This is a genomic window from Kitasatospora sp. P5_F3, from assembly GCF_054049135.1.
In genome coordinates this window covers 55,538-78,783 of record NZ_JBFUMY010000031.1, presented here as the reverse complement: position 1 = coordinate 78,783, position 23,246 = coordinate 55,538, and the positions used below count along the sequence as shown (strand labels likewise).

Annotated in this window: 17 protein-coding genes; 5 read left to right on the top strand and 12 right to left on the bottom strand. The window is 70.5% G+C overall.

All coding sequences use genetic code 11. The features are described from left to right. Window positions 1–62: 62 nt before the first annotated feature. From ACXJMZ_RS19415 to ACXJMZ_RS19375, 9 genes are all read right to left on the bottom strand, one after another. Window positions 63–1,229, bottom strand: coding sequence for an acyl-CoA dehydrogenase family protein (locus tag ACXJMZ_RS19415; RefSeq protein ID WP_457031442.1), 1,167 nt, complete (start codon window positions 1,227–1,229; stop codon window positions 63–65). Window positions 1,230–1,335: 106 nt separating this feature from the next. Then, a complete protein-coding gene (locus tag ACXJMZ_RS19410) occupies window positions 1,336–1,839 on the bottom strand; it encodes a MaoC family dehydratase (protein ID WP_403036298.1) in 504 nt (167 codons plus the stop codon). Window positions 1,840–1,841: 2 nt separating this feature from the next. Beyond that, window positions 1,842–2,801 (bottom strand): HpcH/HpaI aldolase/citrate lyase family protein, encoded by a 960-nt coding sequence (locus tag ACXJMZ_RS19405; protein WP_057240187.1) that lies wholly within the window; start codon window positions 2,799–2,801, stop codon window positions 1,842–1,844. Window positions 2,802–2,823: 22 nt separating this feature from the next. After that, on the bottom strand, window positions 2,824–4,842 hold the full coding sequence (locus ACXJMZ_RS19400; RefSeq protein WP_457031312.1) for a protein meaA: 2,019 nt from the start codon (window positions 4,840–4,842) through the stop codon (window positions 2,824–2,826). Continuing rightward, on the bottom strand, window positions 4,842–6,179 hold the full coding sequence (gene ccrA, locus ACXJMZ_RS19395; RefSeq protein ID WP_457031311.1) for a crotonyl-CoA carboxylase/reductase: 1,338 nt from the start codon (window positions 6,177–6,179) through the stop codon (window positions 4,842–4,844). The genes ACXJMZ_RS19400 and ccrA overlap by 1 nt, the downstream gene beginning before the upstream one ends. 340 nt (window positions 6,180–6,519) lie before the next feature. Further along, window positions 6,520–7,422 (bottom strand): TetR family transcriptional regulator, encoded by a 903-nt coding sequence (locus ACXJMZ_RS19390; protein WP_457031310.1) that lies wholly within the window; start codon window positions 7,420–7,422, stop codon window positions 6,520–6,522. Window positions 7,423–7,613: 191 nt separating this feature from the next. Continuing rightward, window positions 7,614–9,389 (bottom strand): 3-hydroxyacyl-CoA dehydrogenase family protein, encoded by a 1,776-nt coding sequence (locus ACXJMZ_RS19385; protein ID WP_457031309.1) that lies wholly within the window; start codon window positions 9,387–9,389, stop codon window positions 7,614–7,616. Between the two features lie 367 nt (window positions 9,390–9,756). Next, window positions 9,757–11,253: an MFS transporter gene (locus ACXJMZ_RS19380; protein ID WP_457031308.1), complete on the bottom strand. Its 1,497-nt coding sequence runs from the start codon at window positions 11,251–11,253 to the stop codon at window positions 9,757–9,759. A 136-nt stretch (window positions 11,254–11,389) separates the two neighbouring features. Then, window positions 11,390–12,037: a TetR/AcrR family transcriptional regulator gene (locus ACXJMZ_RS19375; protein WP_457031307.1), complete on the bottom strand. Its 648-nt coding sequence runs from the start codon at window positions 12,035–12,037 to the stop codon at window positions 11,390–11,392. Between the two features lie 304 nt (window positions 12,038–12,341). Between ACXJMZ_RS19375 and ACXJMZ_RS19370 the strand changes: the two genes are divergently transcribed. The 4 genes from ACXJMZ_RS19370 (at window position 12,342) to ACXJMZ_RS19355 (ending at window position 17,985) form a co-directional block, all read left to right on the top strand. After that, entirely contained in the window at window positions 12,342–14,909 is a 2,568-nt protein-coding gene (locus tag ACXJMZ_RS19370) for an MXAN_6230/SCO0854 family RING domain-containing protein (RefSeq protein ID WP_457031306.1), read from the top strand. 12 nt (window positions 14,910–14,921) lie between these two features. Next, complete coding sequence (locus tag ACXJMZ_RS19365; protein WP_457031305.1) at window positions 14,922–15,482, top strand: Uma2 family endonuclease; 561 nt, start codon at window positions 14,922–14,924, stop codon at window positions 15,480–15,482. An 81-nt stretch (window positions 15,483–15,563) separates the two neighbouring features. Further along, window positions 15,564–16,904 carry a glutamine synthetase gene (locus tag ACXJMZ_RS19360; RefSeq protein WP_457031304.1) on the top strand — a complete coding sequence of 447 codons (1,341 nt, stop codon included), beginning with the start codon at window positions 15,564–15,566 and terminating at the stop codon, window positions 16,902–16,904. A 4-nt stretch (window positions 16,905–16,908) separates the two neighbouring features. After that, window positions 16,909–17,985 carry an amidohydrolase family protein gene (locus ACXJMZ_RS19355; protein ID WP_457031303.1) on the top strand — a complete coding sequence of 359 codons (1,077 nt, stop codon included), beginning with the start codon at window positions 16,909–16,911 and terminating at the stop codon, window positions 17,983–17,985. A gap of 15 nt (window positions 17,986–18,000) precedes the next feature. Here the strand turns inward: ACXJMZ_RS19355 and ACXJMZ_RS19350 are convergent, their stop codons facing one another. The 3 genes from ACXJMZ_RS19350 to ACXJMZ_RS19340 form a co-directional block, all read right to left on the bottom strand. Then, window positions 18,001–18,150, bottom strand: coding sequence for a hypothetical protein (locus tag ACXJMZ_RS19350; RefSeq protein WP_457031302.1), 150 nt, complete (start codon window positions 18,148–18,150; stop codon window positions 18,001–18,003). Window positions 18,151–18,183: 33 nt separating this feature from the next. Further along, a complete protein-coding gene (locus ACXJMZ_RS19345; RefSeq protein ID WP_457031301.1) occupies window positions 18,184–18,408 on the bottom strand; it encodes a hypothetical protein in 225 nt (74 codons plus the stop codon). Between the two features lie 141 nt (window positions 18,409–18,549). Next, a complete protein-coding gene (locus ACXJMZ_RS19340) occupies window positions 18,550–20,070 on the bottom strand; it encodes a cellulase family glycosylhydrolase (protein WP_457031300.1) in 1,521 nt (506 codons plus the stop codon). 220 nt (window positions 20,071–20,290) lie between these two features. Between ACXJMZ_RS19340 and ACXJMZ_RS19335 the strand changes: the two genes are divergently transcribed. After that, complete coding sequence (locus tag ACXJMZ_RS19335) at window positions 20,291–23,206, top strand: glycoside hydrolase family 48 protein (protein WP_457031299.1); 2,916 nt, start codon at window positions 20,291–20,293, stop codon at window positions 23,204–23,206. Window positions 23,207–23,246 lie beyond the last annotated feature (40 nt).

Here is a 23,246-nt window from a genome sequence, read left to right as displayed (position 1 = left end):
ACACGCCCTACGGTTCCACCGGGTCCGGCCCGCACGCCGGGCCCCGGTCCTCCGTGCCGGACTCAGTCCGCCAGGCGGTACTCCTCCAGGAGCCGGCGCCCGACGATCATCTTCTGGATCTCCGCAGTGCCTTCACCGATCAGCAGCATCGGAGCCTCCCGGTACAGCCGCTCGATCTCGTACTCCTTCGAGAAGCCGTAGCCGCCGTGGATCCGGAAGGAGTCCTCGACGACCTCCTTGCAGTACTCGGAGGCCAGGTACTTGGCCATCCCGGCCTCCAGGTCGTTCCGCTCGCCGCTGTCCTTCTTGCGGGCGGCCATCACCATCATCTGGTGCGCGGCCTCGACCTTGGTGGCCATCTCGGCCAGCTTGAACTGGATCGCCTGGTGCTCGCAGATCTTCTTGCCGAAGGTGGAGCGCTGCTGGGCGTACGAGATGCCCAGCTCGAAGGCGCGACGGGCCACTCCGCAGCCACGGGCGGCCACGTTGACCCGGCCGACCTCGACGCCGTCCATCATCTGGTAGAAGCCCTTGCCGGGGACGCCGCCGAGCACCCGGTTGGCCGGAATGCGTACGTCCTGGAGCACCAACTCGGTGGTGTCGACGCCCTTGTAGCCCATCTTCTCGATCTTGCCGGGCACCGTCAGGCCCGGGACGGTCGGGTTCGGTCCGAAGCCCGGCGTCTTCTCGATCAGGAAGGTGGTCATGTTCTTGTACGGGCTGGAGCCGCCCTCGTCGGTCTTGCAGAGCACCGCCACCAGGGTGGAGGTGCCGCCGTTGGTCAGCCACATCTTCTGGCCGTTCAGGACGTACTCGTCGCCGTCCTTGACGCCCTTGGTGGAGATTGCGGCGACGTCGGAGCCGAGGCCGGGCTCGGACATCGAGAACGCGCCACGGATCTCACCGGCGGCCATCCGGGGCAGGAAGTACTCCTTCTGCTCCTGGGTGCCGTGCGCGTTGATCATGTGGGCCACGATGAAGTGGGTGTTGACGATGCCGGAGACCGACATCCAGCCACGGGCGATCTCCTCCACCACCAGCGCGTAGGTGAGCAGCGACTCGCCGAGCCCGCCGAACTCCTCGGGGATGGTGAGGCCGAAGAGGCCGAGCTGCTTCATCCCCTCCACGATCGCGGTGGGGTACTCGTCCTTGTGCTCCAGCTCGTTGGCGACCGGAATGATCTCCTTGTCGACAAAGTCCCGCACGGTGGCGAGGATGTCCCGCTGGATCTCGGTGAGGCCGTCGGTCTCCCACCGGCGTGACTCGGTGGGGCCCCATGACCGGAGAGGAGCCGATGACGGCGGCTCCTCGGCCGGGGCTCTGGGTGGCCGGTCTCTAGGAGAGCGGCTCGGGGCGGCCGGGCTGCTCGCCGCCGCGCGCCTTGATGTACGTCTCGGTCGGCACCATCACCTTGCGGCGGAAGATGCAGACGACCGTGCCGTCCTGCTTGTAGCCCTTGGTCTCGACGTAGACGATGCCGCGGTCGTCCTTGGACTTGGACGGCCACTTGTCGAGCACCACGGTCTCGCCGTAGATGGTGTCGCCGTGGAAGGTCGGCGCGATGTGCCGCAGCGACTCGATCTCCAGGTTGGCGATCGCCTTGCCGGAGACGTCCGGGACGGACATGCCGAGCAGCAGCGAGTAGATGTAGTTGCCCACCACGACGTTCTTGCCGAAGTCGGTGGTGTTCTCGGCGTAGTTGACGTCGAGGTGCAGCGGGTGGTGGTTCATCGTGAGCAGACAGAACAGGTGGTCGTCGTACTCGGTGACGGTCTTCCCGGGCCAGTGCTTGTAGACCGCGCCGACCTCGAACTCCTCGTAGGTGCGTCCGAACTGCATGGTCAGGCTCCCGGGATCTCGAACTTGCTGGTGCGCTCCATACCGGCCGCGCGGCCCTTGCCCGCGATGACCAGGGCCATCTTGCGGCTGGCCTCGTCGATCATCTCGTCACCGAGCATCGCGGAGCCCTTGGCGCCGCCCGCCTCGGAGGTGCACCAGTCGTACGCGTCGAGGATCAGCTCGGAGTGGTCGTAGTCCTCCTGCGAGGGCGAGAAGATCTCGTTCGCCGCACCGACCTGGTCCGGGTGCAGGACCCACTTGCCGTCGAAGCCGAGGGCGGCGGCGCGGCCGGCCACCTCGCGGTAGCCGTCGGGGTTGCGGATCTGCAGGTACGGGCCGTCGATGGCCTGCAGGTCGTGCATCCGGGCGGCCATCAGGATCCGCATCAGGATGTAGTGGTAGGCGTCGGCCGGGTAGCCGGGGGGCTGCTGGCCGACCACCAGGGTCTTCATGTTGATCGAGGCCATGAAGTCGGCCGGGCCGAAGATGATTGTCTCCAGCCGGGGCGAGGCGGCGGCGATCTCGTCGACGTTCACCAGGCCCTTGGCGTTCTCGATCTGCGCCTCGATGCCGATCTTGCCGACCTCGAAGCCCATGGTCTTCTCGATCTGGGTGAGCAGCAGGTCGAGCGCCTTCACCTGGGTGGCGTCCTGGACCTTCGGCAGCATGATGCAGTCGAGGTTCGGGCCGGCACCCTCGACGACCGTGATCACGTCGCGGTACGTCCAGTGGGTGGTCCAGTCGTTGACCCGGACGACCTTGGTCTTGTTGCCCCAGTCGCCGTTGTTCAGGGCGTCCACGATGTTGTGGCGGGCGCTCTCCTTGACCAGCGGGGCGCAGGCGTCCTCCAGGTCGAGGAAGACCTGGTCGGCCGGGAGGCCCTGGGCCTTCTCCAGGAAGCGCGGGTTGCTGCCCGGGACTGCGAGACAGGAGCGGCGGGGGCGCAGGCGGTTGACAGTCATGAGGGTGGTCGGTCCTTCCGGGTCAGCTGGTCGCGGCGGTGGTCGCGGCCCAGGGCTGAAGCCTGTTGGCGAGCCGGATCTCGTCGACGATCCGGCCGATGATGGTGGTGATGCCGAAGTCCTTCGGGGTGAAGACGGCGGCGACGCCGGCGGCCTTGAGGGCCTCGCCGTCCGCTGCGGGGATGATGCCACCGACGATCACGGGCACATCCTCCACCCCGGCTCGGCGGAGTCGGTGCAGGACGTCCGGAACCAGCTCGGGGTGAGCACCCGACAGGATCGACAGGCCGACGCAGTGCACGTCCTCGGCGACGGCGGCGGAGACGATCTGTTCGGGCGTCAGACGGATGCCCTGGTAGACCACCTCGAAGCCGGCGTCGCGGGCCCGGACGGCGATCTGCTCGGCGCCGTTCGAGTGCCCGTCCAGGCCGGGCTTGCCGACCAACAGGCGGAGCTTGCCGGTGCCCAGCTCGGCCGCGGTGGCCGCGACCGCCTCCCGGACGGCCGCCAGCTCGCCGCCGGGCTCGGCCGCGACCGCGACCGGGGCGCCGCCGACGCCGGTGGGCGCGCGGTACTCGCCGAACACGTCCCGGAGGGCGAAGGACCACTCGCCGGTGGTGACCCCGGCGCGGGCACAGGCGAGCGTGGCGGCCATCAGGTTGTCGGTGGTCACGGCGGCGGCCTTGAGAGCCGCCAGGGCGGCCTGGGCGGCCGTCTCGTCCCGCTCGGCGCGCCACTGCTGAAGAGCAGTCAGCACGGACTGCTCGGAGGCCGGGTCGACCACCATGATGGCCGTGTCCAGATCCGCGGTGAGCGGGCTCTCCTCGGTGGTGTCGAAGCAGTTCACCCCGACGATCTTGTCCTCGCCGGACTCGATCCTGGCCCGCCGGGCGGCGTGCGAGGCGACCAGGTTGGACTTCAGGTAGCCGGACTCGACGGCCGGGATCACCCCGCCCATCTCCAGCACCTTGGCGATCTCGGCCTCGGCGCCGGCCAGCAGCTCGGCGGTCTTGGTCTCGATCACCTCGGAGCCGTTGAAGATGTCGCCGTACTCCAGCAGGTCGGACTCGTAGGCGAGCACCTGCTGGATCCGCAGCGACCACTGCTGGTCCCACGGCCGGGGCAGGCCGAGCGCCTCGTTCCACGCGGGCAGCTGGACGGCGCGGGCACGGGCGTCCTTGGAGAGGGTGACGGCGAGCATCTCCAGCACGATCCGCTGGACGTTGTTCTCCGGCTGAGCCTCCGTCAGGCCGAGCGAGTTGACCTGGACGCCGTAGCGGAACCGGCGCTGCTTGGGGTCCTCGATTCCGTACCGCTCGCGGGTGACCTGCTCCCAGAGCCGGGCGAAGGCGCGCATCTTGCACATCTCCTCGACGAAGCGGACGCCCGCGTTCACGAAGAAGCTGATCCGGGCCACCACCTCGCCCATCCGCTCGGCCGGGACCTGCCCGGAGTCGCGGACCGCGTCCAGCACCGAGATCGCCGTGCACATCGCGTACGCGATCTCCTGGACCGGGGTGGCCCCGGCCTCCTGGAGGTGGTAGCTGCAGATGTTGATCGGGTTCCACTTCGGGATGTGCCCGACCGTGTAGGCGATCATGTCGGTGATCAGGCGCACCGATGGCCCGGGCGGGAAGACGTGCGTCCCGCGCGAGAGGTACTCCTTGACGATGTCGTTCTGGGTGGTGCCGGTGAGCTTGGCGATGTCGGCGCCCTGCTCCTCGGCGACCACCTGATAGAGCGCCAGCAGCCACATCGCGGTGGCGTTGATGGTCATCGAGGTGTTGGTCTGCTCGACCGGGATGCCGTCGAACAGCGCCCGCATGTCGCCGACGTGGCCGACCGGCACGCCGACCCGGCCGACCTCGCCACGGGCCAGGATGTGGTCCGAGTCGTAGCCGGTCTGGGTCGGCAGGTCGAAGGCGACCGAGAGACCGGTCTGACCCTTCGCCAGGTTCTTCCGGTAGAGCGCGTTGGAGTCACTCGCGGTCGAGTGGCCCGCGTAGGTCCGCATCAGCCACGGACGGTCCCGGTCGGCCATCAGATGTTCCGGAAGCGGTTGATCGCGGGCAGGTGCTTCTCCCGGAGCTCCTGGTCGCGGACGCCCAGGCCCTCCTGCGGGGCCAGGCAGAGCACGCCGACCTTGCCCTGGTGCCTGTTCTGGTGCACGTCGAGGGCGGCCTGCCCGGTCTGCTCCAGGGTGTAGACCTTGGAGAGGGTCGGGTGGATCTTGCCCTTGGCGACCAGGCGGTTGGCCTCCCACGCCTCGCGGTAGTTGGCGAAGTGCGAGCCGACGATCTTCTTCAGCGACATCCACAGGTAGCGGTTGTCGTACTGGTGCATGAAGCCCGAGGTGGAGGCGCAGGTGACGATGGTGCCGCCCTTGCGGGTGACGTAGACCGAGGCGCCGAAGGTCTCCCGGCCGGGGTGCTCGAAGACGATGTCCACGTCCTCACCACCCGTCAGCTCGCGGATCCGGCCACCCAGGCGCTTCCACTCGCGCGGGTCCTGGGTGTTCTCGTCCTTCCAGAACTTGTAGCCCTCGGCGCTCCGGTCGATGATCGCCTCGGCGCCCATGGCCCGGCAGATCTCGGCCTTGGCGTCGTTGGACACCACGCAGATCGGGGTGGCGCCGCCGGCCAGCGCGTACTGGGTGGCGTACGAGCCGAGGCCACCGCTGGCGCCCCAGATCAGCACGTTGTCCCCCTGCTTCATGCCCGCACCGTTCTGCGAGACGAGCTGGCGGTACGCGGTGGAGTTGACCAGGCCGGGGGAGGCGGCCTCCTCCCAGGTGAGGTGCTTCGGCTTGGGCATCAGCTGGTTGGTCTTCACCAGGGCGATCTGGGCGAGGCCGCCGAAGTTGGTCTCGAAGCCCCAGATCCGCTGCTCCGGGTCCATCATCGTGTCGTTGTGGCCGTCGGAGGACTCCAGCTCGACCGAGAGGCAGTGCGCGACGACCTCGTCGCCGGGCTTCCAGGCGTTCACCCCGGCGCCGGTGCGCAGCACCACGCCCGCGAGGTCGGAGCCGAGCACGTGGTACGGCAGGTCGTGACGCTTGGTCAGCGGCGAGAGGCGGCCGTACCGCTCCAGGAAGCCGAAGGTGGAGACCGGCTCGTAGATCGAGCTCCACACCGTGTTGTAGTTCACCGCGCTGGCCATCACGGCGACCAGGGCCTCGCCCGGGCCGAGCTCGGGCAGGGCGACGTCGTCGAGGTGGAGGGACTGGCGCGGGTCCTTGTCGCGGCTGTCCAGGCCGGCGAACATCTGCTCCTCGTCCTTGTGGAGCGTCACCGCCCGGTAGGACTCCGGCAGCTTGAGCCCGGCGAAGTCCGCCGGGGTGCTGTCGGTGCTGAGGATCGCGTCGAGGATTTCCTTCATGGCTGCCTCCGAAGGCGTACCTGTGTGAGGGCGCACAGGGCGTCTGGGGGAGCCGGGAGCGGACACCGGCTTCGCTGGTTCGGTCTGTGGGTGGGAAGTCTGGAGTGGCTGCGACGGATGGTGGTGTCGCACCCGGACACGGCGCGCCGAGGTGGGGAGCCGCGGCGCCGCGACTGGTGAGGAACAAGGTAGTGGCACCCTGTGCCACTAGTAAAGACACCGGGTGCCATCAATTCGAGTGAATCCGACGACCGTTCGACCGAACCCCAAGGGACGCACGGAGGGCCCGCCCCGGCGAACCGGAACGGGCCCTCTGAAACTGCTCTGACCTGCGCAAACCTCAGCCTGCGGCGCCGCTCAGTGCGGCCCTGATCCGGTCCACCACCTGCTCCAGCGGGGCGTCCGTCCGGGTCACTGTGATGAGAACCTCACCCCCGGGGCTGGCACTCAGTGCGCTGACCGCGGCGGCCTCCAGCGACGACCCGGGTGTCACAGTGGCACCGGGTGCCACTACCGTGCCGCGCCGTCGCACCCCGTTCGGGGCCGTCGCCCAGAAGGTGGTGCGGATGAGGTCGAAGGAGTGGTCCAGCTGTGCCTCCACGTCGCCCATGCCGCCGGCCCGCAGCCAGCGCCGCAGCACGTGGTTGTGGGCCGCCACCACCGCTGCCGCCGAGACCTCGGCCAGCATCGAGTCGTCGTCCCCGCCGCGCTGCCAGCCCGGCGGGATCTCCTCGGCCGCGTCGAAGCGGCCCAGCAGGTAGCGGGTGAACAGCCGCTCGTACCGGGAGACCACCGCGATCTCCCGCTCGCGCAGCGCCGCGACCTGACGGATCAGCTGGTACCTGGCCACCGAGACGCCCGGGGTGGAGGCGTACATCCGGAGCACCTCCTTGATCCCGCGGCACACCACGTCGAGCGGGTGCTCCTCGGAGTCGGCGCTGGCCAGCAGGTCGGCCACCCGGACCAGGGTGTCGTCGTGGTCCGGGAAGATCGCCTCCTCCTTGGACCTGAAGTACCGGAAGAAGGTCCGCCGGGCCACCCCGGCGGCGGCCGCGATCTGGTCGACCGTGGTCTCCTCGTACCCCTGGGTGGCGAACAGCTCCATCGCGGCCGAGGCGAGATCCTGCCGCATCTGCTGTCGCTGGGCGGCCGCCCGGCGGTTGCCGGCCCCGGCCTCGGTGGCCGGCCGGACGCCCTCCGGACGCTCCGGGGCTGACTGTTCGGATGACTGTTCCCGGTCCATGGCCGGAACGCTACACGTACCGGGTGGCGGGCCTACCGGCTTTGTCCGGCGCACTGGTGGCACCGGGGCGGCCACCACCGGACGGGGCCACCGCCCGGTCACCGAGCCCGGACCCCAGGCGGGCCGTACGGCCCGTCCGCCGACCGGGTGCTGACTGCCCGGCAGCCCGCCCGAAGCCGGCGCCTGGCCGGTCATCGGCGGGCGTGGTCGCGGAATCCGCGACCGGTCTTGCGGCCCAGGCAGCCGGCCGCGACGAGGTGTTCCAGCAGCGGTGCGGCGGCCAGGCCCGGCTCGCGGAACTCCTGGTGCAGCACCTTCTCGATGGTCAGCGAGACGTCCAGACCGACCACGTCCAGCAGCTCGAACGGACCCATCGGGTAGCCGCAGCCGAGCTTCATCGCGGTGTCGATGTCGTCCACCGTCGCGTAGTGCTCCTGGAGCATCCGGACCGCGTCGTTCAGGTACGGGAAGAGCAGCGCGTTCACGATGAAGCCGGCCCGGTCGCCGCACTCCACGGCGTGCTTCTTCACCGTGCCGCAGAGCGCCAGCACGGTGCTGGTGACGTCCGGCGCGGTCAGCACGGTGGAGACCACCTCGACCAGCTTCATCGCCGGGGCGGGGTTGAAGAAGTGCATGCCGATCACGTCCTGCGGCCGCGAGGTGGCGGTCGCGCAGCTGATCACCGGCAGGCTGGAGGTGGTGGTGGCGAGCACCGCGCCCGGCTTGCAGATCTTGTCCAGGGTGGCGAACAGCTCGCGCTTGACCGCCAGGTCCTCGGCCACCGCCTCGACCACCAGGTCGACCTCGGCCAGCTCGGCGTACCGGCCGCTCGGGGTGACCTGGGCCAGCGCGGCGTCGCGCTGCTCGGCGGTCAGCCGGCCCTTGTTCACCGAGCGGTCCAGCGAGCGGGCCAGCTGGGCCTTGGCCTGGTCCGCCTTCTCCTGGCTGCGGGCGGTCAGGATCACCTGGTAGCCGGCCTTGGCGAACACCTCGGCGATGCCGGTGGCCATCGTGCCGGAGCCGCAGACACCGACGCTGCGCACCTCGCGCCCGGCCACCGGAGCGACTGCCGAGCCGCCCGGCTCGGCGACCACCCGGGACGATCCCGGCGCCTGGTAGGTGTAGAAGCCGCGGCCGCTCTTCCGGCCCAGCAGTCCGGCCGCGACCAACTGGCCGAGGATCGGGGCGGGGGCGTGCAGCCGGTCCTTGGACTGCTCGTACATCGCCTCCAGCACCGTCCGCGCGGTGTCCACGCCGATCAGGTCGAGCAGCGCCAGCGGTCCCATCGGCAGGCCGCAGCCCAGCCGCATCGCGGCGTCGATGTCCTCCCGGGTGGCGTACTTGGACTCGAACATCGCGGCGGCCTGGTTGAGGTACGCGAACAGCAGCCCGTTCACCACGAAACCGGCCCGGTCACCGGCCGCGACCGGCTCCTTGCCCAGCTCGCGGGCGAAGTCGGCGGCTTGCTCGGCGACCTGAGGAGTGGTCAGCACGGTGCGGACCACCTCGACCAGCTTCATGGTGTGCACGGGGTTGAAGAAGTGCAGGCCGAGCACCCGCTCCGGGCGGGCGGTGGCGGCGGCGATCCGGGTCACCGAGAGTGCGGTGGTACCGGTCGCCAGCACCGTGTCGGGCGGGCAGATCCGGTCCAGCTCGGCGAAGATCTCCCGCTTGAGCTCCAGCTGCTCGGGGACCTCCTCGATCACCAGGTCGGCGACCGCGGCCGCGTCCAGCTGGTCGCCGACCGAGATCAGCGCCAGCAGCGCGGTGCGCTCCTGCGGGGTCAGTCGCTCGCGGCGGACCGCCTCGGCGGTGGCCTCCTCGATCCGGGCCAGCGAGCGGGCCGCGCTGTCGGGGCCGGCCTCGATGCCGATCACCCGGCGCCCGCTGTGTGCGACGGCGACGGCGATGCCGGCGCCCATGGTGCCGAGTCCGACGACCGCGACGGTGGGGAAGGGACGCTCCATTGTCCTGACTCCTTGTCATGGGGCCCCGCGCCGCCCGTCCGTGCCGGGCGCACCCGCTCGTCGTCGAGCAGCGGCCGTCAGGGCAGGGAGGAGGGTACGGCGGAGCGGGGAGAAGGTGATGACGGTTGCGGCGTCACGCGGCATGCCGGTCCGCTCCGGCCGTGCTGCGGCTGTGCCGTGGTACTCAGGCGCACTGAGAGCTGTCGCTGTGCGAGTTGTCGCTGTGCATCGCGCTGAAGTCCCGTACCGCGTCCGGAAGGCGTGCGATGGCACGTCGGACGGCGGCCCCGCCAGTGCGGCTCCCGAAGCCCGGCGGTGGTGCGTGCGCTCCTCAAGGGAGCGGGGGCCGTCGGGTGGTACGGGTGGATCAGTGCACCAGCACCGGGACAGCGTCCTCGGCACCGGCGGCCGCGGCCGGGTGGGCGTCCGGGCGACCGGTGTTGATCAGGACCGCCGCGATCGCGGCGGCCAGCAGCATGATGCCGAAGGACCACCAGATGGCGACCTGGGTGCCGTGCACCATGGCGTTCAGCTGGAGCAGCTGCGGGCTGGTGGCACCGGCCGCGTGCGAGGCGACGTACGCGGTGCCGGCACTGGCCGCGATGGTGTTCAGCAGCGCGGTGCCGATCGCGCCGCCGACCTGCTGCGAGGTGTTCACCATGGCCGAGGCGACGCCCGCGTCCCGCGGCTCGACGCCGTAGGTGGCCAGGCTCATCGCGGGCATGAACGCGGTGCCCATGCCGAGGCCCATCAGGATCAGACCGGGCAGGATCACCGCCGGGTAGGAGGTGTCGGTACCGATCTGGGTGAAGATCAGCAGGCCGAGGGCCGCGGTCACGAAGCCGGGAGCCATCAGCTTGCGCGGGGCGACCCGGGTCATCAGCCGGGTGCCGATCTGGGTGGAGCCGATGATCATGCCCGCCACCATCGGCAGGAAGGCGACGCCGGTGGTCACCGGGCTGTAGTCCAGCACCTTCTGCAGGTAGTAGGTGAGGAAGAGGAACAGCCCGAACATCCCGATGATCGCGACACCGAGCGAGAGGTACACGCCACCGCGGTTGCGCTCCAGGAGCACGCGCAGCGGCAGCAGCGGGGCCTTCACCTTGGACTCGACCAGGACGAAGAGCGCGAGCAGCACGGCGGAGGCGACGAACAGACCGATCGTCACACCCGCGGCCCAGCCGTCCTCGTTGGCCCGGGTGAAGCCGTAGACCAGCGCGACCAGACCGGAGGTGACCAGCAGCACGCCGGGGATGTCCAGCTTGTTGCGGTTACGGCCCTCGGCGGGCTCACGGATCACCATGACCGCACCGACCGCGGCGACCACCGCGAACGGGATGTTGACGAAGAAGGTCCAGCGCCAGTTCAGGTACTCGGTGAGCAGACCGCCGAGGATCAGACCGATGGCGCCACCACCACCGGCGATCGCACCGTAGATGCCGAACGCCTTGGCCCGCTCCTGGCCGGTGGTGAACATCACCGCGAGCAGCGAGAGGGCGGCCGGGGCGAGCAGCGCGCCGAACACACCCTGCAGGGCGCGGGCGCCGAGCAGCATGCCGGTGTTGGCGGCCGCGCCACCGAGGGCGGAGGCCAGCGCGAAGCCGATCAGGCCGACGATGAAGGTGCGACGACGGCCCCAGAGGTCGGCGATCCGGCCGCCGAACAGGAGCAGGCTGCCGAAGGCGAGCGCGTAGGCCGTGATGACCCACTGGCGGTTGCCGTCGGTGATGCCGAGGTCCGCCTGGGCGGACGGCAGGGCGATGTTCACGATGGTGGCGTCGAGGACGACCATCAGCTGCGCGAGGCCGATGAAGCCGAGCGCCTTCCAGCGGCGTGGATCGGGCGGTGCGACGGTTCCGGACATGGAGGTACCCACTTAGGTGCGAGGTTCTGTGAAAGCTGGGAGAACTGGGCGCGCCGGATGGCTGGGGCGGCGCGGAAGTCGATGAGGTGTCAGGTGTGGCGTCAGGTGCAGAGCTGGTGTGGCGTCAGGTACGGCGTCAGTCGGATTGGCGGAGGTCCTCCATGGTCACGGCGTGACCTGGCAGCTCGGAGCGGGCCGGGGCCCGCATGCCGTCCAGCAGGATCTGGAGGTGGCGGTGGACGAAGCCGTCCACCGCCATGCAGTCGGTGCCGGGCAGCGGCCGGGTGAGCTGGGTGACGGTGGCCAGGTAGTCGCCGGGACCGATGTCGGTACGGAACAGCCCGGCCTGCTGGGCTCGGGTGATCAGCTCGACCACGGTGTCCTTCAGCTGCTCACCGGCCTGCTCCAGCTCGGGGGCGTCCGGGTCGCCGTGCTGCGAGATCAACGGGCAGAGCGCGCTGATCCGCTCGTCGGCGGCCGCGTGCGTGAAGCGGGCGACCGCTGCGAACGCGTCCGGCTCCTCGGCCGTCGCCGCTTCGGCGTGGCCGATCATCTTGTGCATCACCGAGAGGGTCACGTAGTGGATCAGCTCGCGCCGGTCGGCGAAGTTGCGGTAGACCGTCGCGTTGCCGACGCCGGCCCGGCGGGCGATCTCGTCGAGCGGGACATCCGGCCCCTGCTCGACGAACGCCTCCCGGGCGGCCTCGATGATCCGCGCCCGATTGCGTGAGGCGTCGGCCCGTAGGCGTGGCGCGGTCGCCTTTTCGGCGGCGGTGACAGTCATGGTCCAACTCCCCTCGGGCCCCCGTACCGGGGACTGATTCCCCGGATAACTCGAACATAGCGTCAAACGGGGAGAGTGTCCCCGGATATTTCGGCGGATGATGTGACCTGCGTCACATCTGAAAACCAGTGGGTTGACAGGGCCCCGGCCGATTAGGGTGAGCGCCGCGGGGGCGGCTCCGTGGCGTGCTTCCTTCTCACTCACTCTCAATGAATCCGAGTGCGCCCATTCTCCGCCCCCGCACTGACATCTCCGCCCGGGGCACCGCCCCGTGAGGCGTCCCGAGGGGGAAGAAGCCACCGCGATGAGCCGCGATCTCGACACACTCCTGCTGCACCGCCAGAGCCTGGTCGTCGTCCCGACCCGCCCCGGCGCCGAACCGGACCGGCGAAGCCGGGACGGGCTGGCCGTGCTGGAGTCCGACCTCGCACTCCGTGGCTACCGGCTGACCGCCCCGCTGCACGCCGCGCTCGCCCGGCAGAGCCCGGTCGCGCTCAAGCAGACCGGCACCGACCTGCTCCGCCGGATCGACCTGCTGACCGGCAACGAGCGCCGCCACCAGCCGCTGTTCCGCGGCTTCCCGGACAGCGTCTCCCGCGAGGCGCACTCGCTCTACTCGGCCCGGATCCACGCCTTTCTGCGCAATCAGCCCGAGCTGACCTGCAGTTGGTGCGACCTCGGGCGGTCCGTCGAGCAGCTCGCTCCGTGCGGGCACCTGATCTGTGCGGACTGCCTGGACGAAATGGTCGAGCTCGGGTGCTGCCCGCTCTGCCGGACGGAACTGACGGGTGCCGACGCACCGCCCGCCAGCCGCGAGATCCGGGCCGATGCCGTGCTGCACCGGCTCCGGCTGGCCGTCGAACCGGCCGACGCCGCCCTGGCGGAGCTGGGCCGACTGCTCGCCCGGCAGACCCCGCTCAGCCCGCAGGACCGTGACGACCTAGCCGTTCTGCTCGACAACGCGCCTGCCGATCCCGGTAGTTGGCTGCCCGAGGCGATCCCGGTCCGGGAGACCAAGGCCACCGTGCTGGCCGAACTCCTGCACCGTGACCTGCCCGGCACACTGCCCGCCCTGGCGGCCAGGCTCGGCACCGCCACCGACGTGCTGCGGCTGCTCTGGGCCTGGTGCGGCGCCGACCCCGACCTGCTGGCCGACAAGCCGCCCCGGCTGCTCGGCGTCCCGCGCCCGCTCCGCCGGGCGCTGCTCGCCGCCCTGGAGGCGCTGCCGCTCGCCGGTGCGGCCGAGGACATGCTGCGTCACCGCGCCGCCTGGCAGCGCGCGGGGGAGGCGCTGCATCCGTACGAGTACCACCGCCGGTTCCCGAACGCGGCTGCCGCCTTCGCGGTGGTCCGGGGTACCGACCTGCTCCAACACCCGTTGGGTGAAAGCCTGTTGACTGCCTCGCTGCCCACCGCGGGCACCGCCGGTGGACGGAACCGACTGACCGTCACCACCTTCGCCTCCCGGGTCGAGGCCGCGCTGGCGACCGGCGACGTACCCGGAGCCGTCACCCTGCTCGCCCACCGCCCGGGCGAACTGGCGCGCCGACTGCACCACCTGCTCCGCACCCACTATCGCTGGGCGCCCGACGCACCCTGCCCGCCCGCGCTGCTCGCTGTCCTCCCGGACACCCTGCGCAAGGTCGCGCCCGGCCCGCTGCTCGGCGCGTACGGACGGCTGCGCGCGCCCCGGCCGGACAACGAGCGCCGGCTGTACTTCCCGCGCGGCCACACCGCGCACACCCATGCCCGTACCGACTGGGGCGCCGCGTTGCCCGCGCAGCTCAGTGCACCGGTCTGCGCGCTGATCGAGGCCGAACTGCTCCGCCGGGCCGTCGCCGGTCAGGACCGGTACGATCTGGCGCTGCTGGACGAGGAGTTGACGGGTCTGACCGTACCGGCCGTGGAGCGGGCCAGCGCCCGTTCGCTGGTCGCGGTGCCGCGAGGCAGCGTGCTGCCGCTGCCCGGCGGTGGCCGCCTGCGGCTCTTCCTGCACTGGCTCCAGCCCCAGGGCGTCCGGGTCGACCTCGACCTCTCGGTGGCGTTCTACGACGCGGACTGGGCGCTCACCGGCCTGTGCGACTACACCAAGCTGGTGTACGGCGCCCGGACGGCGGTGCACTCCGGCGACTTCACCTCGGCGCCGAACGGCGCGACCGAGTTCGTCGACCTCGACCTGGCCGGGCTGGCCGCCGCCGGCGCCCGGTACGCCGTGGTCGTGGTGTTCAGCTACAACGACGTCGCCTTCGACGAACTCCCGGACGCCTACACCGGTTTCATGACCCTGAGCGAGCCCGGCCGGTCGTCCGGCCCGCTCGACCCGAAGCACGTCACCCAGCGACTCGACCTGGCCGGTGCCGCCAAGGTGGCCGTACCGATGATCATCGACCTGGCCGAACGCCACTGGACCTGGACCGACCTCAACCTCGGCGGCACCGGCGGCCTGCACGACGTCCGCCGCCACTCCGGCCGCCTCGGCGTGCTCGCCTCCGACGTCCTGCACCACTTCACCCCCGGCGCCCGGGCCACCCTCGACGACCTGGCCGCCGCCACCGCGGCCGCCACCACCGACCAGGTCCTGATCCGCTCCGGCAACACCGTCGCCACCTACCACCGCGCCCCGGACGAGTCCACCACCACCTTCGCCACCCGGATCCGCGACCGCCACCACCCGGACAGCACCGGCCCGTTCGACCCTGCCGGGCTCACCGACCGGCACGCCTTCCTGGCCGTCCTGAACGCCGACCTTCCCGCCACTCCCACCCTGACCGGCACTCTTTACCGCCTCTACCCCGGCTCCCTCGACGCCACCTCCGGCCTCGACCGCCTCACCGCCGGCGACCTGGTCGCCCGCTTCGCGCCGGAAGTGTAGGAGGATGGGGACATGACCCAGCCTCCCGCGCACCACCTGCGGCTCCTGGAGTATGCGGAGAGCCTCAGTCCCCCGCCAGGCTTCAAAGTAGAGGTCTCCGGCGACGAGATCATCATGATGGCGGGCCCGTTGCTGATTCATCAGCGCAATCTGCTGGTGGTCCGTGAGCAGTTCGATGCCAACCGGCCGTCCGACCTGATGCCCACGGAGAACACCGATCTCGCGTCACCGGAAGTGGGCAAGCTGCGCAACCCCGACCTGGCGTACATCCCGCTGGCGGCGGCGCTGACGGCTGGGAACGAGATCCCTGCCGACCTTGCGGCGATAGCGGTCGAGATCGTCTCGCCGTCGAACCCCGAGAACGACTGGGTGGGTAAGGTCCGTGATTACCCTCTGATGGGGATCCCGGTGTACCTGCTCATCGACCCGAGGGACAGTTCGATCGCGATGTTCACCGAGCCGGGTCCCGAGGGCTACCGGCAGCGCTACACCGCCAAGTTCGGCCAGTCGGTGCCGATTCCGGCGCCGTTCGGCTTCGACCTCGCCACCACCGAGTTGGTTCCGTACGCGTAGGCACCCGCACGGGTGGCCGACTGCCGCCGGACGAGTGACAGGGCGTTCTCCGCGCCCTCGTGATGGGTGAGCATGGGCGGCATGAACAGCGCCCCGTCCCGCGCCGAGCGGGCTGCCCAGGCCAGGCTGGCCGCTGCCCGGCTGACCGGTGAAGGTGTCGACGGGGTGGCGACCAGCTGGGTCGACAACTCCGGGATCAGCCGAGTGAAGACCTTCCCCGTACGGCAGTTGGAGCATGCCGCCGAGTGGGGCGTCGGGGCCGCGCCGAGCTTCGACCTGTTCCTGCTGGACGACTCGATGACCAGCAGCCCGTTCAGCCAGGGCCCGGACGGGGACCTGCGGTTGATCCCCGACCTCGACCGGCTGGTGCCGCTGGCGGCTCAGCCCGACTGGGCCTGGGCCCCGGCGGACCGGTACGCCCAGGACGGTACGCCGCACCCCGGCTGCCAACGACGGTTCGCCCGGCGGATGGTGGAGGCGGCCGGGCGGCGTGGCCTCACCGTGCAGGCCGGGATCGAGGTCGAGTGGGTGGTCACCGACGCGACCGGGGCGCCGGCCACCACGGCACCTGCGTACGGGCTGCACCGGTTCGCCGACCTCTCCGACTACCTGAGGGACGTGCTCCGGGCGCTGACGGAACAGCAGTTGGCGGTGCTCCAGCTCCATCCCGAGTACGCGCCAGGGCAGTTCGAGGTCTCGGTCGCTCCGGAGGGCCCCGTGGAGGTGGCCGACACGACCGTGCTGGTCCGTCACACCATCCGCGCCGTCTCGGCCCGGCACGGCCTGCGGGCCACCTTCGCGCCCGCGCTCACCCCCGACGGGGTCGGCAACGGCGGCCACCTGCACTTCAGCCTCTGGCGCGACGGCCAGAACCTCGGCCACGGCGGCCCCGGCCCGCACGGCCTGCACCCCGAGGCCGAACACTTCCTGGCCGGAGTGCTGGACCACCTGCCCGCGCTGCTCGCGCTCGGCGCACCGAGCGTCGCCAGCTACCTGCGGCTGCAGCCGTCCCGCTGGTCGGGCCCGTTCCGCTGCTGGGGGCTGGAGAACCGGGAGGCCGCACTGCGCCTGATCAAGGGCTCCATCGCCGGCCAGGCCAACGCTGAACTCAAGTGCTTCGACGCCATCGCCAACCCCTACCTGATGATCGGCGGAGTGCTGGCCGCAGGTCTGGACGGCCTGGACACCGGAAAGCCGCTGCCCGACGAGGTGAACGGCGACCCGGCGGCCCTGGGCACGGTCGAGCGCCTGCCTGCAAGCCTGGCGGAGGCCGTGACGGCATTCGAATCCTCGGTGCTGCTCCGCGAAGCACTCGGCGCCTCACTCCACGCCGCAGTCCTGGCGGTCCGTCAGGCGGAGATCGAGCTCTTCGCCGGCAGCACGCCCGAGCAGGTCATCGCGGCGACGGTCGACAGGTACTGAGCCCGTGATCGACCAGCACTGCCACAGCATCACCCTCGCCGACCTCGACGACGCCGCCTTCGCGAGCCTGCTCACCGAGTCCGACCGCCCACCCGCGCCCGGGACTTCACCGTTCGACAGCTCGCTCGGCCTGGCGGTCCGCCGCTGGTGCCCACCGGCCCTCGGCCTCCCCGCGCACACACCGATGCCCGACTACCTCGCCCGGCGCCGCGAACTCGGCCCCGCCGAAGCCGCCCGCCGCCTGCTCGCCACCACCGGCATCAGCCACTGCTTTGTCGACACCGGTCTCACCGCCGCAGCCGGCCACCCGCTGCTCCCAATGCCCACCCTCGCCGAGCTGTCTGGTGCCCAAGTCCGGGAAGTGGTACGGCTGGAGAGCATCGCGGAGCCGATCGACGCCCCGGCTGCGGGCTGGTCAGCCGCCGTCGAGGCGGCCCTCCGCACGGCTGCCGCCTCCGCCATCGCCTTCAAGTCGGTCCTCGCCTACCGGCACGGCCTCGCCATCCCCGCCGAACGCCCCCACCCCGCCGAGGTCACCCGTGCCGCAGCCACCCACCACCCCGGCCGCCGCCTGACCGACCCGGTTCTGCTGCGCCAACTCCTCTGGACCGCCGTCGACCTGGGTCTGCCGCTCCAACTCCACACCGGCTTCGGCGATCCGGACCTGACCCTCCACCGCGCCGACCCGTCCCTGCTCACCGACTTCATCCGTGCCGTCGAACCGACCGGCACCCCGCTGGTCCTGCTGCACGCCTACCCGTACCACCGCCAGGCCGCCTGGCTCGCCCAGGCCTTCCCGCACGTGTACGCCGACCTCGGCCTGACCCTCTCCTACGCCGGCCCCCGCGCCGCCACCGTGCTCGGCGAGTACCTCGAACTCGCCCCGTTCGGCAAGCTGCTGTTCTCCACCGATGCCTACGGCCTCCCCGAGCTCTACGCGGTCGGCGCCGCCCAGTACCGCCACGCCCTGGCCCGGCTGCTCACCGACTGGCAGTCGGACGGCGCCTGCACGGCGGCGGACGCCGACCGGATCACCCGCCTGGTCTCCTCGGAGAACGCCCGGCGCCTGTACGGCCTCTGAGCCGACCACCACCCCTCAGGTGGTGTCCCGGGACGGCTGCGCCAGGCTGAAGCCCGCTTGCCGGGTGTGGAGGGTGACGGTGCCTCCGCCGAGCATCTCGGCCTTCTGCCGGAGCCGCTCCATGACCACCGGGCTCGGCCGCCCGTACACGTCGATGGATCTCATCCGGATGAGTGCACCGAACGCGTGGAACTTCGGTCAGCCGAGCTCCAGATGGAGCTCCAGCGACGCCGAATCGGGATGGACGGCCACCACGGTCATCGTGGACTCGGACTCGGACTCGTCGAGGTAGAAGTGATAGGCGATCAGCTGCGGCTCGCGTGCCTCGACGAACGCGGCCAGGTCACGCATCCCGTGCTTGACGTCCGCGAGCCTGCCCTCGCGGATGTCCGAGTGGTCAACGTAGTAGATGGGTTCCTCCATGCCGCCTGAACTTATCCCCGGCTTGCCCGCCAGGCCCGCTCGCCGCGCGGTCCCCTCCTGCTCGTCCTGCCCCTGCCCGCCGACCTGGGGGCCAGGCAGTACCGGGCTCCGCCCCGGGTGGAGCGGAGCCCGCGGGTCGGCTCAGCCGAGGCTGAGGAGGTGGTCGCGGAAGCCGGCGCCGAAGCCGGTCGGGGTGCCGTCGTAGCTGGTGATCAGGGCGGGGCCGGAGTTGCAGTTCCAGGTGTTCCAGGTCCAGCCGAGGTAGGAGATCTTCTTGCTGTCGAGCCAGGACATCACCTGGTCGATGAAGGCGTGGCCGCAGGTGTTCTCACCGATCTCACCGGCCAGCAGCGGGACCTGGGCCGCGACCGGGGCCAGCGTGGAGTCCCAGCAGGCTGCGCTGGAGCAGGTGTTGAAGTTGTACACGTGCCAGGCCGCGCCCAGGTTGCCGGTCGGGTCGGTGGGCTTGTGGGCGAGCCACTGCCCGAGATCGTTGGAGTAGGCCAGGCCGCCGAGCAGGATGACGTTGGCGGCGCCGGTGGCCCGGACGGTGTTGACCAGGGTCTGCATGCCGCTCACCTGGTACCCGATGCCGGGGCAGGCGGTGCCGCCGTCCCGCCAGCAGAGCCAGCCCTGGGCGAGCGAGGACTCGGACCGGTCCGCGTACGGCTCGTTGAACAGGTCGAAGACCACCGAGTTGGTGCCCTTGAAGGTCTCGGCGACCGAGGTCCAGAACGGGACGGCGTTCGCGCCCGGCATCGGCTTCTGGCAGGTGGCGTTGGTGTCGGAGCAGCCGGCGGAGTTGCCGGTGTACAGGCCGCGGCTCCAGTGCATCTCGACGATCGGGGTCAGCCCGGCGGTGCGTAGCGAGTCGACCCAACCCTTGATGGCGGCACGGTAGTTGGCGCCGCCGTAGGCCGGGTTGACGTTCGACTGGCCGAGCCAGCAGTCCTCGTTGAGCGGGACCCGGACGGCGTTCACCTTCCAGCTCTTGATCGCGGCGATCGAGGCGGCGTCCACCGGACCGTCGAAGAACCCGTACCCCTGGACGCACATGTACTCGGTGCCGGAGCGGTTGACGCCGTGCAGGACGACCGGCGAACCGGCCGCGTTGACCAGGGAGTTGCCGGAGACCTTGAGGTCGGGCGCGACCCCCGGGGGCGTGGACGCGGTCGGCGAGGGCGACGGAGAGGGCGATGGCGAGGGTGAAGGGGAGGGCGACGGAGACGAGGAGGGCGAAGGCGACGCCGCCCCGTTGCACACCACCCCGTTGACCGCGAACGACGTGGGCGCCGAATTCGCGCCGCTGTAGCTGAAGTTGGCGCCAGGAGTAGCACTCCCACCGGGCGCGATGCTCGCGTTCCAGGAGAGGCTGCTGACGGTGACGTTCTTGCCGGTCTGGGCCCAGGTGCCGCTCCAGCCGCTGCCGGAGAGGGTCTGGTTGCCGGTGTAGGCGTAGCTGAGGGTCCAGCCGTCGAGGGCGGCGGTCCCGACGTTGTTGATCTTCACGTTGGCGGTGAAGCCGCTACCCCAGTCGTTCACGGAGTAGTCGACGGTACAGGCGACGGTCGCGGCCGAGGACGAACCGGCGATCGGTCCGACCAGTGCGACCGTGGCGGCGAGCGCGCCGCCGAGGGCGAGCGCGGTGTGGCGCAGGGACATGTCCCGCTCCTAGTAACTGACGAAATATGGGCGCGCTCCCACAGGCCCGACCAGAAACATAGCCAGCCGGAAGGGAGTTGCCAACTGCCCCGGCTGCGCAATCTCTTGACAGCCGCTCAGCCGCTCCCGATATTTGGGAGCGCTCCCACAGTTGCGAGTGCCATGCCTCGCGCTCAGCGAACAGTTCCCCCACCCGCAGCCCCCTCCCGCAGGAGCCGTCATGCCACCCCCCACCTCCCGCAGTTCCCGCCTGCCCGCACTCGGTACAGCGCTCACGCTGCTGGCCGCCGGGCTCACCACGATGGTCGGCACGCCGGCCTCGGCAGCCGTGATCCAGTGCGCCGTCGACTACTCCGTGAACGACTGGGGTAGCGGCTTCACCGCCAACGTGAAGATCAACAACGTCGGGACCGCCGCCATCGACGGCTGGACCCTCAGCTACGCCTACACCGGCAACCAGACCCTCTCCGGCAGCGGCTGGAGCGGCACCTGGGCCCAGACCGGCAAGAACGTCACCGTCAGCAGCCTCTCCTGGAACGCCACCATCGCCCCCGGCGGCAACGCCACCCCCGGCGCCAACTTCAGCTACACCGGCAGCAATGCCGCCCCCACCGCCTTCGCGGTCAACGGCACCACCTGCACCGGCGCCCACCAGCCCCCGGTCACCACGCTCACCAGCCCGGCCCCCGGGGCCAGTTACGCCGCCGGAGCCGCCGTCCCGCTGGCCGCCACGGCGGCCGCGAGCGACGGCGCGAGCATCAGCAAGGTGGAGTTCTACGACAACGCCACCCTGCTGGCCACCGACACCACCGCGCCGTACTCCTTCAGTTGGGCCGGTGCCGCCTCCGGCAGCCACTCGGTCTACGCCAAGGCGTACGACAGCACCGGCGCGACCGGCGAGTCCGCCCCGTCGGGCATCACGGTGGCGGCCGGGCCGGCCATCACCGCCACGTCGGTCAGCCTCTCGGTCACCCAGGGGAAGACCGGCACCTTCACGGTGAAGCTCTCCGCCCAGCCCACCGCCAACGTCACGGTGACCACCGCCCGCACCTCGGGCAACACCGGACTGACCGTCAGCGGTGGTGCCAGTCTGACCTTCACGCCCACCAACTGGGCCACCGCGCAGACCGTCACGCTGACCGCCGACGCGACCGGCACCGGCTCGGCGACCTTCACCGCCTCGGCCACCGGCCACACCGCCGCCGCCGTCACGGTGACCGAACTGGCCGCCGGTACGGGTGTGTACAACGACCGCTTCCTCCAGCTCTACAGCAAGCTGAAGGACCCGGCGAACGGCTACTTCTCGCCGGAGGGCATCCCGTACCACTCGGTGGAGACCCTGCTGGTCGAGGCGCCGGACCACGGGCACCAGACCACCTCGGAGGCCTACAGCTACCTGCTCTGGCTGGAGGCCCAGTACGGCCGGGTCAGCAAGGACTGGTCCAAGTTCAACGCGGCGTGGACGCTCATGGAGACGTACATGATCCCCACCCACGCGGACCAGCCGACCAACAGCTTCTACAACGCGGCCAAGCCCGCCACCTACGCCCCCGAGATGCCGCTTCCTGGCAACTACCCAGCGCCGCTGGACACTTCGGTGGCCGCGGGGCGGGACCCGATCGCGGCCGAGCTGTCCAGCACGTACGGCACCAGTGACATCTACGGCATGCACTGGCTGCAGGACGTCGACAACGTCTACGGCTTCGGGAACTCGCCCGGCAAGTGCGAGGCCGGACCGACCGACACCGGTCCGTCGTACATCAACACCTACCAGCGCGGTTCGCAGGAGTCGGTCTGGGAGACCATCCCGCAGCCGACCTGCGACAACTTCACCTACGGCGGCAAGAACGGCTTCCTCGACCTGTTCGTCAAGGACGCCTCGTACGCCAAGCAGTGGAAGTTCACCGACGCGCCGGACGCCGACGCCCGGGCGGTCCAGGCCGCCTACTGGGCGGACACCTGGGCCAAGGCGCAGGGCAACGGCGGCCAGGTCTCGACCACCGTCGCCAAGGCGGGCAAGATGGGCGACTACCTGCGGTACTCGTTCTTCGACAAGTACTTCAAGAAGATCGGCAACTGCGTCGGCCCCGCCGCCTGCCCGGCGGGCACCGGCAAGGACTCCTCCCACTACCTGCTCTCCTGGTACTACGCCTGGGGCGGCGCGACCGACGCCAACTCCGGCTGGGCCTGGCGGATCGGCGACGGTGCCGCGCACGGCGGGTACCAGAACCCGATGGCCGCCTACGCCCTGGTGAACGACCCCGCGCTGGCGCCCAAGTCGGCCACCGGGAAGGCGGACTGGGCCACCAGCCTGACCCGCCAGGTGGAGTTCGTGCAGTGGTTGCAGTCCAGTGAGGGCGCCATCTCCGGTGGGGCGACCAACAGTTGGGAGGGGAGCTACGCGGCCCCGCCGGCCGGCACCCCGACCTTCTACGGGATGTACTACGACGAGGCACCGGTCTACCACGACCCGCCGAGCAACCAGTGGTTCGGGTTCCAGACCTGGGGTCTGGAGCGGGTTGCGGAGTACTACTACGCCAGTGGCGACGCCAAGGCCAAGGCCGTGCTGGACAAGTGGGTGACCTGGGCGCTCGGCCAGACCACCTTCAACGCCGACGGCACCTACCGGATCCCGTCCACGCTGGCCTGGAGCGGCAAGCCGGACACCTGGAACGCCGCCGCACCCGGCGCCAACACCGGTCTGCACGTGAGCGTGGTCGACTACACCCAGGACGTCGGGGTGGCCGGCTCCTACGCCAAGCTGCTCTCGTACTACGCGGCGAAGTCCGGCAACGCGGCCGCGAAGACGGCGGCGCAGAAGCTGCTGGACGGGATGTGGGGCAACCACCAGGACGCGCTGGGCATCGCGGTGCCGGAGACCCGGACGGACTACAGCCGCTTCAAGGACACCGTCTCGGTGCCCGCCGGCTGGACCGGGACCATGCCGAACGGCGACCCGGTCAACTCCACCTCCACCTTCCTCTCGATGCGCTCCTTCTACAAGAACGACCCCGCCTTCGCCAAGGTCCAGGCCTACCTGGACGGCGGCCCGGCGCCGGTCTTCACCTACCACCGGTTCTGGGCCCAGGCGGACGTCGCGACCGCGATGGCCACCTACGGTGAACTGTTCGGGTAACTGACCGACCGTCAGTGGATGCTGGGCGCACGGTCGGAAG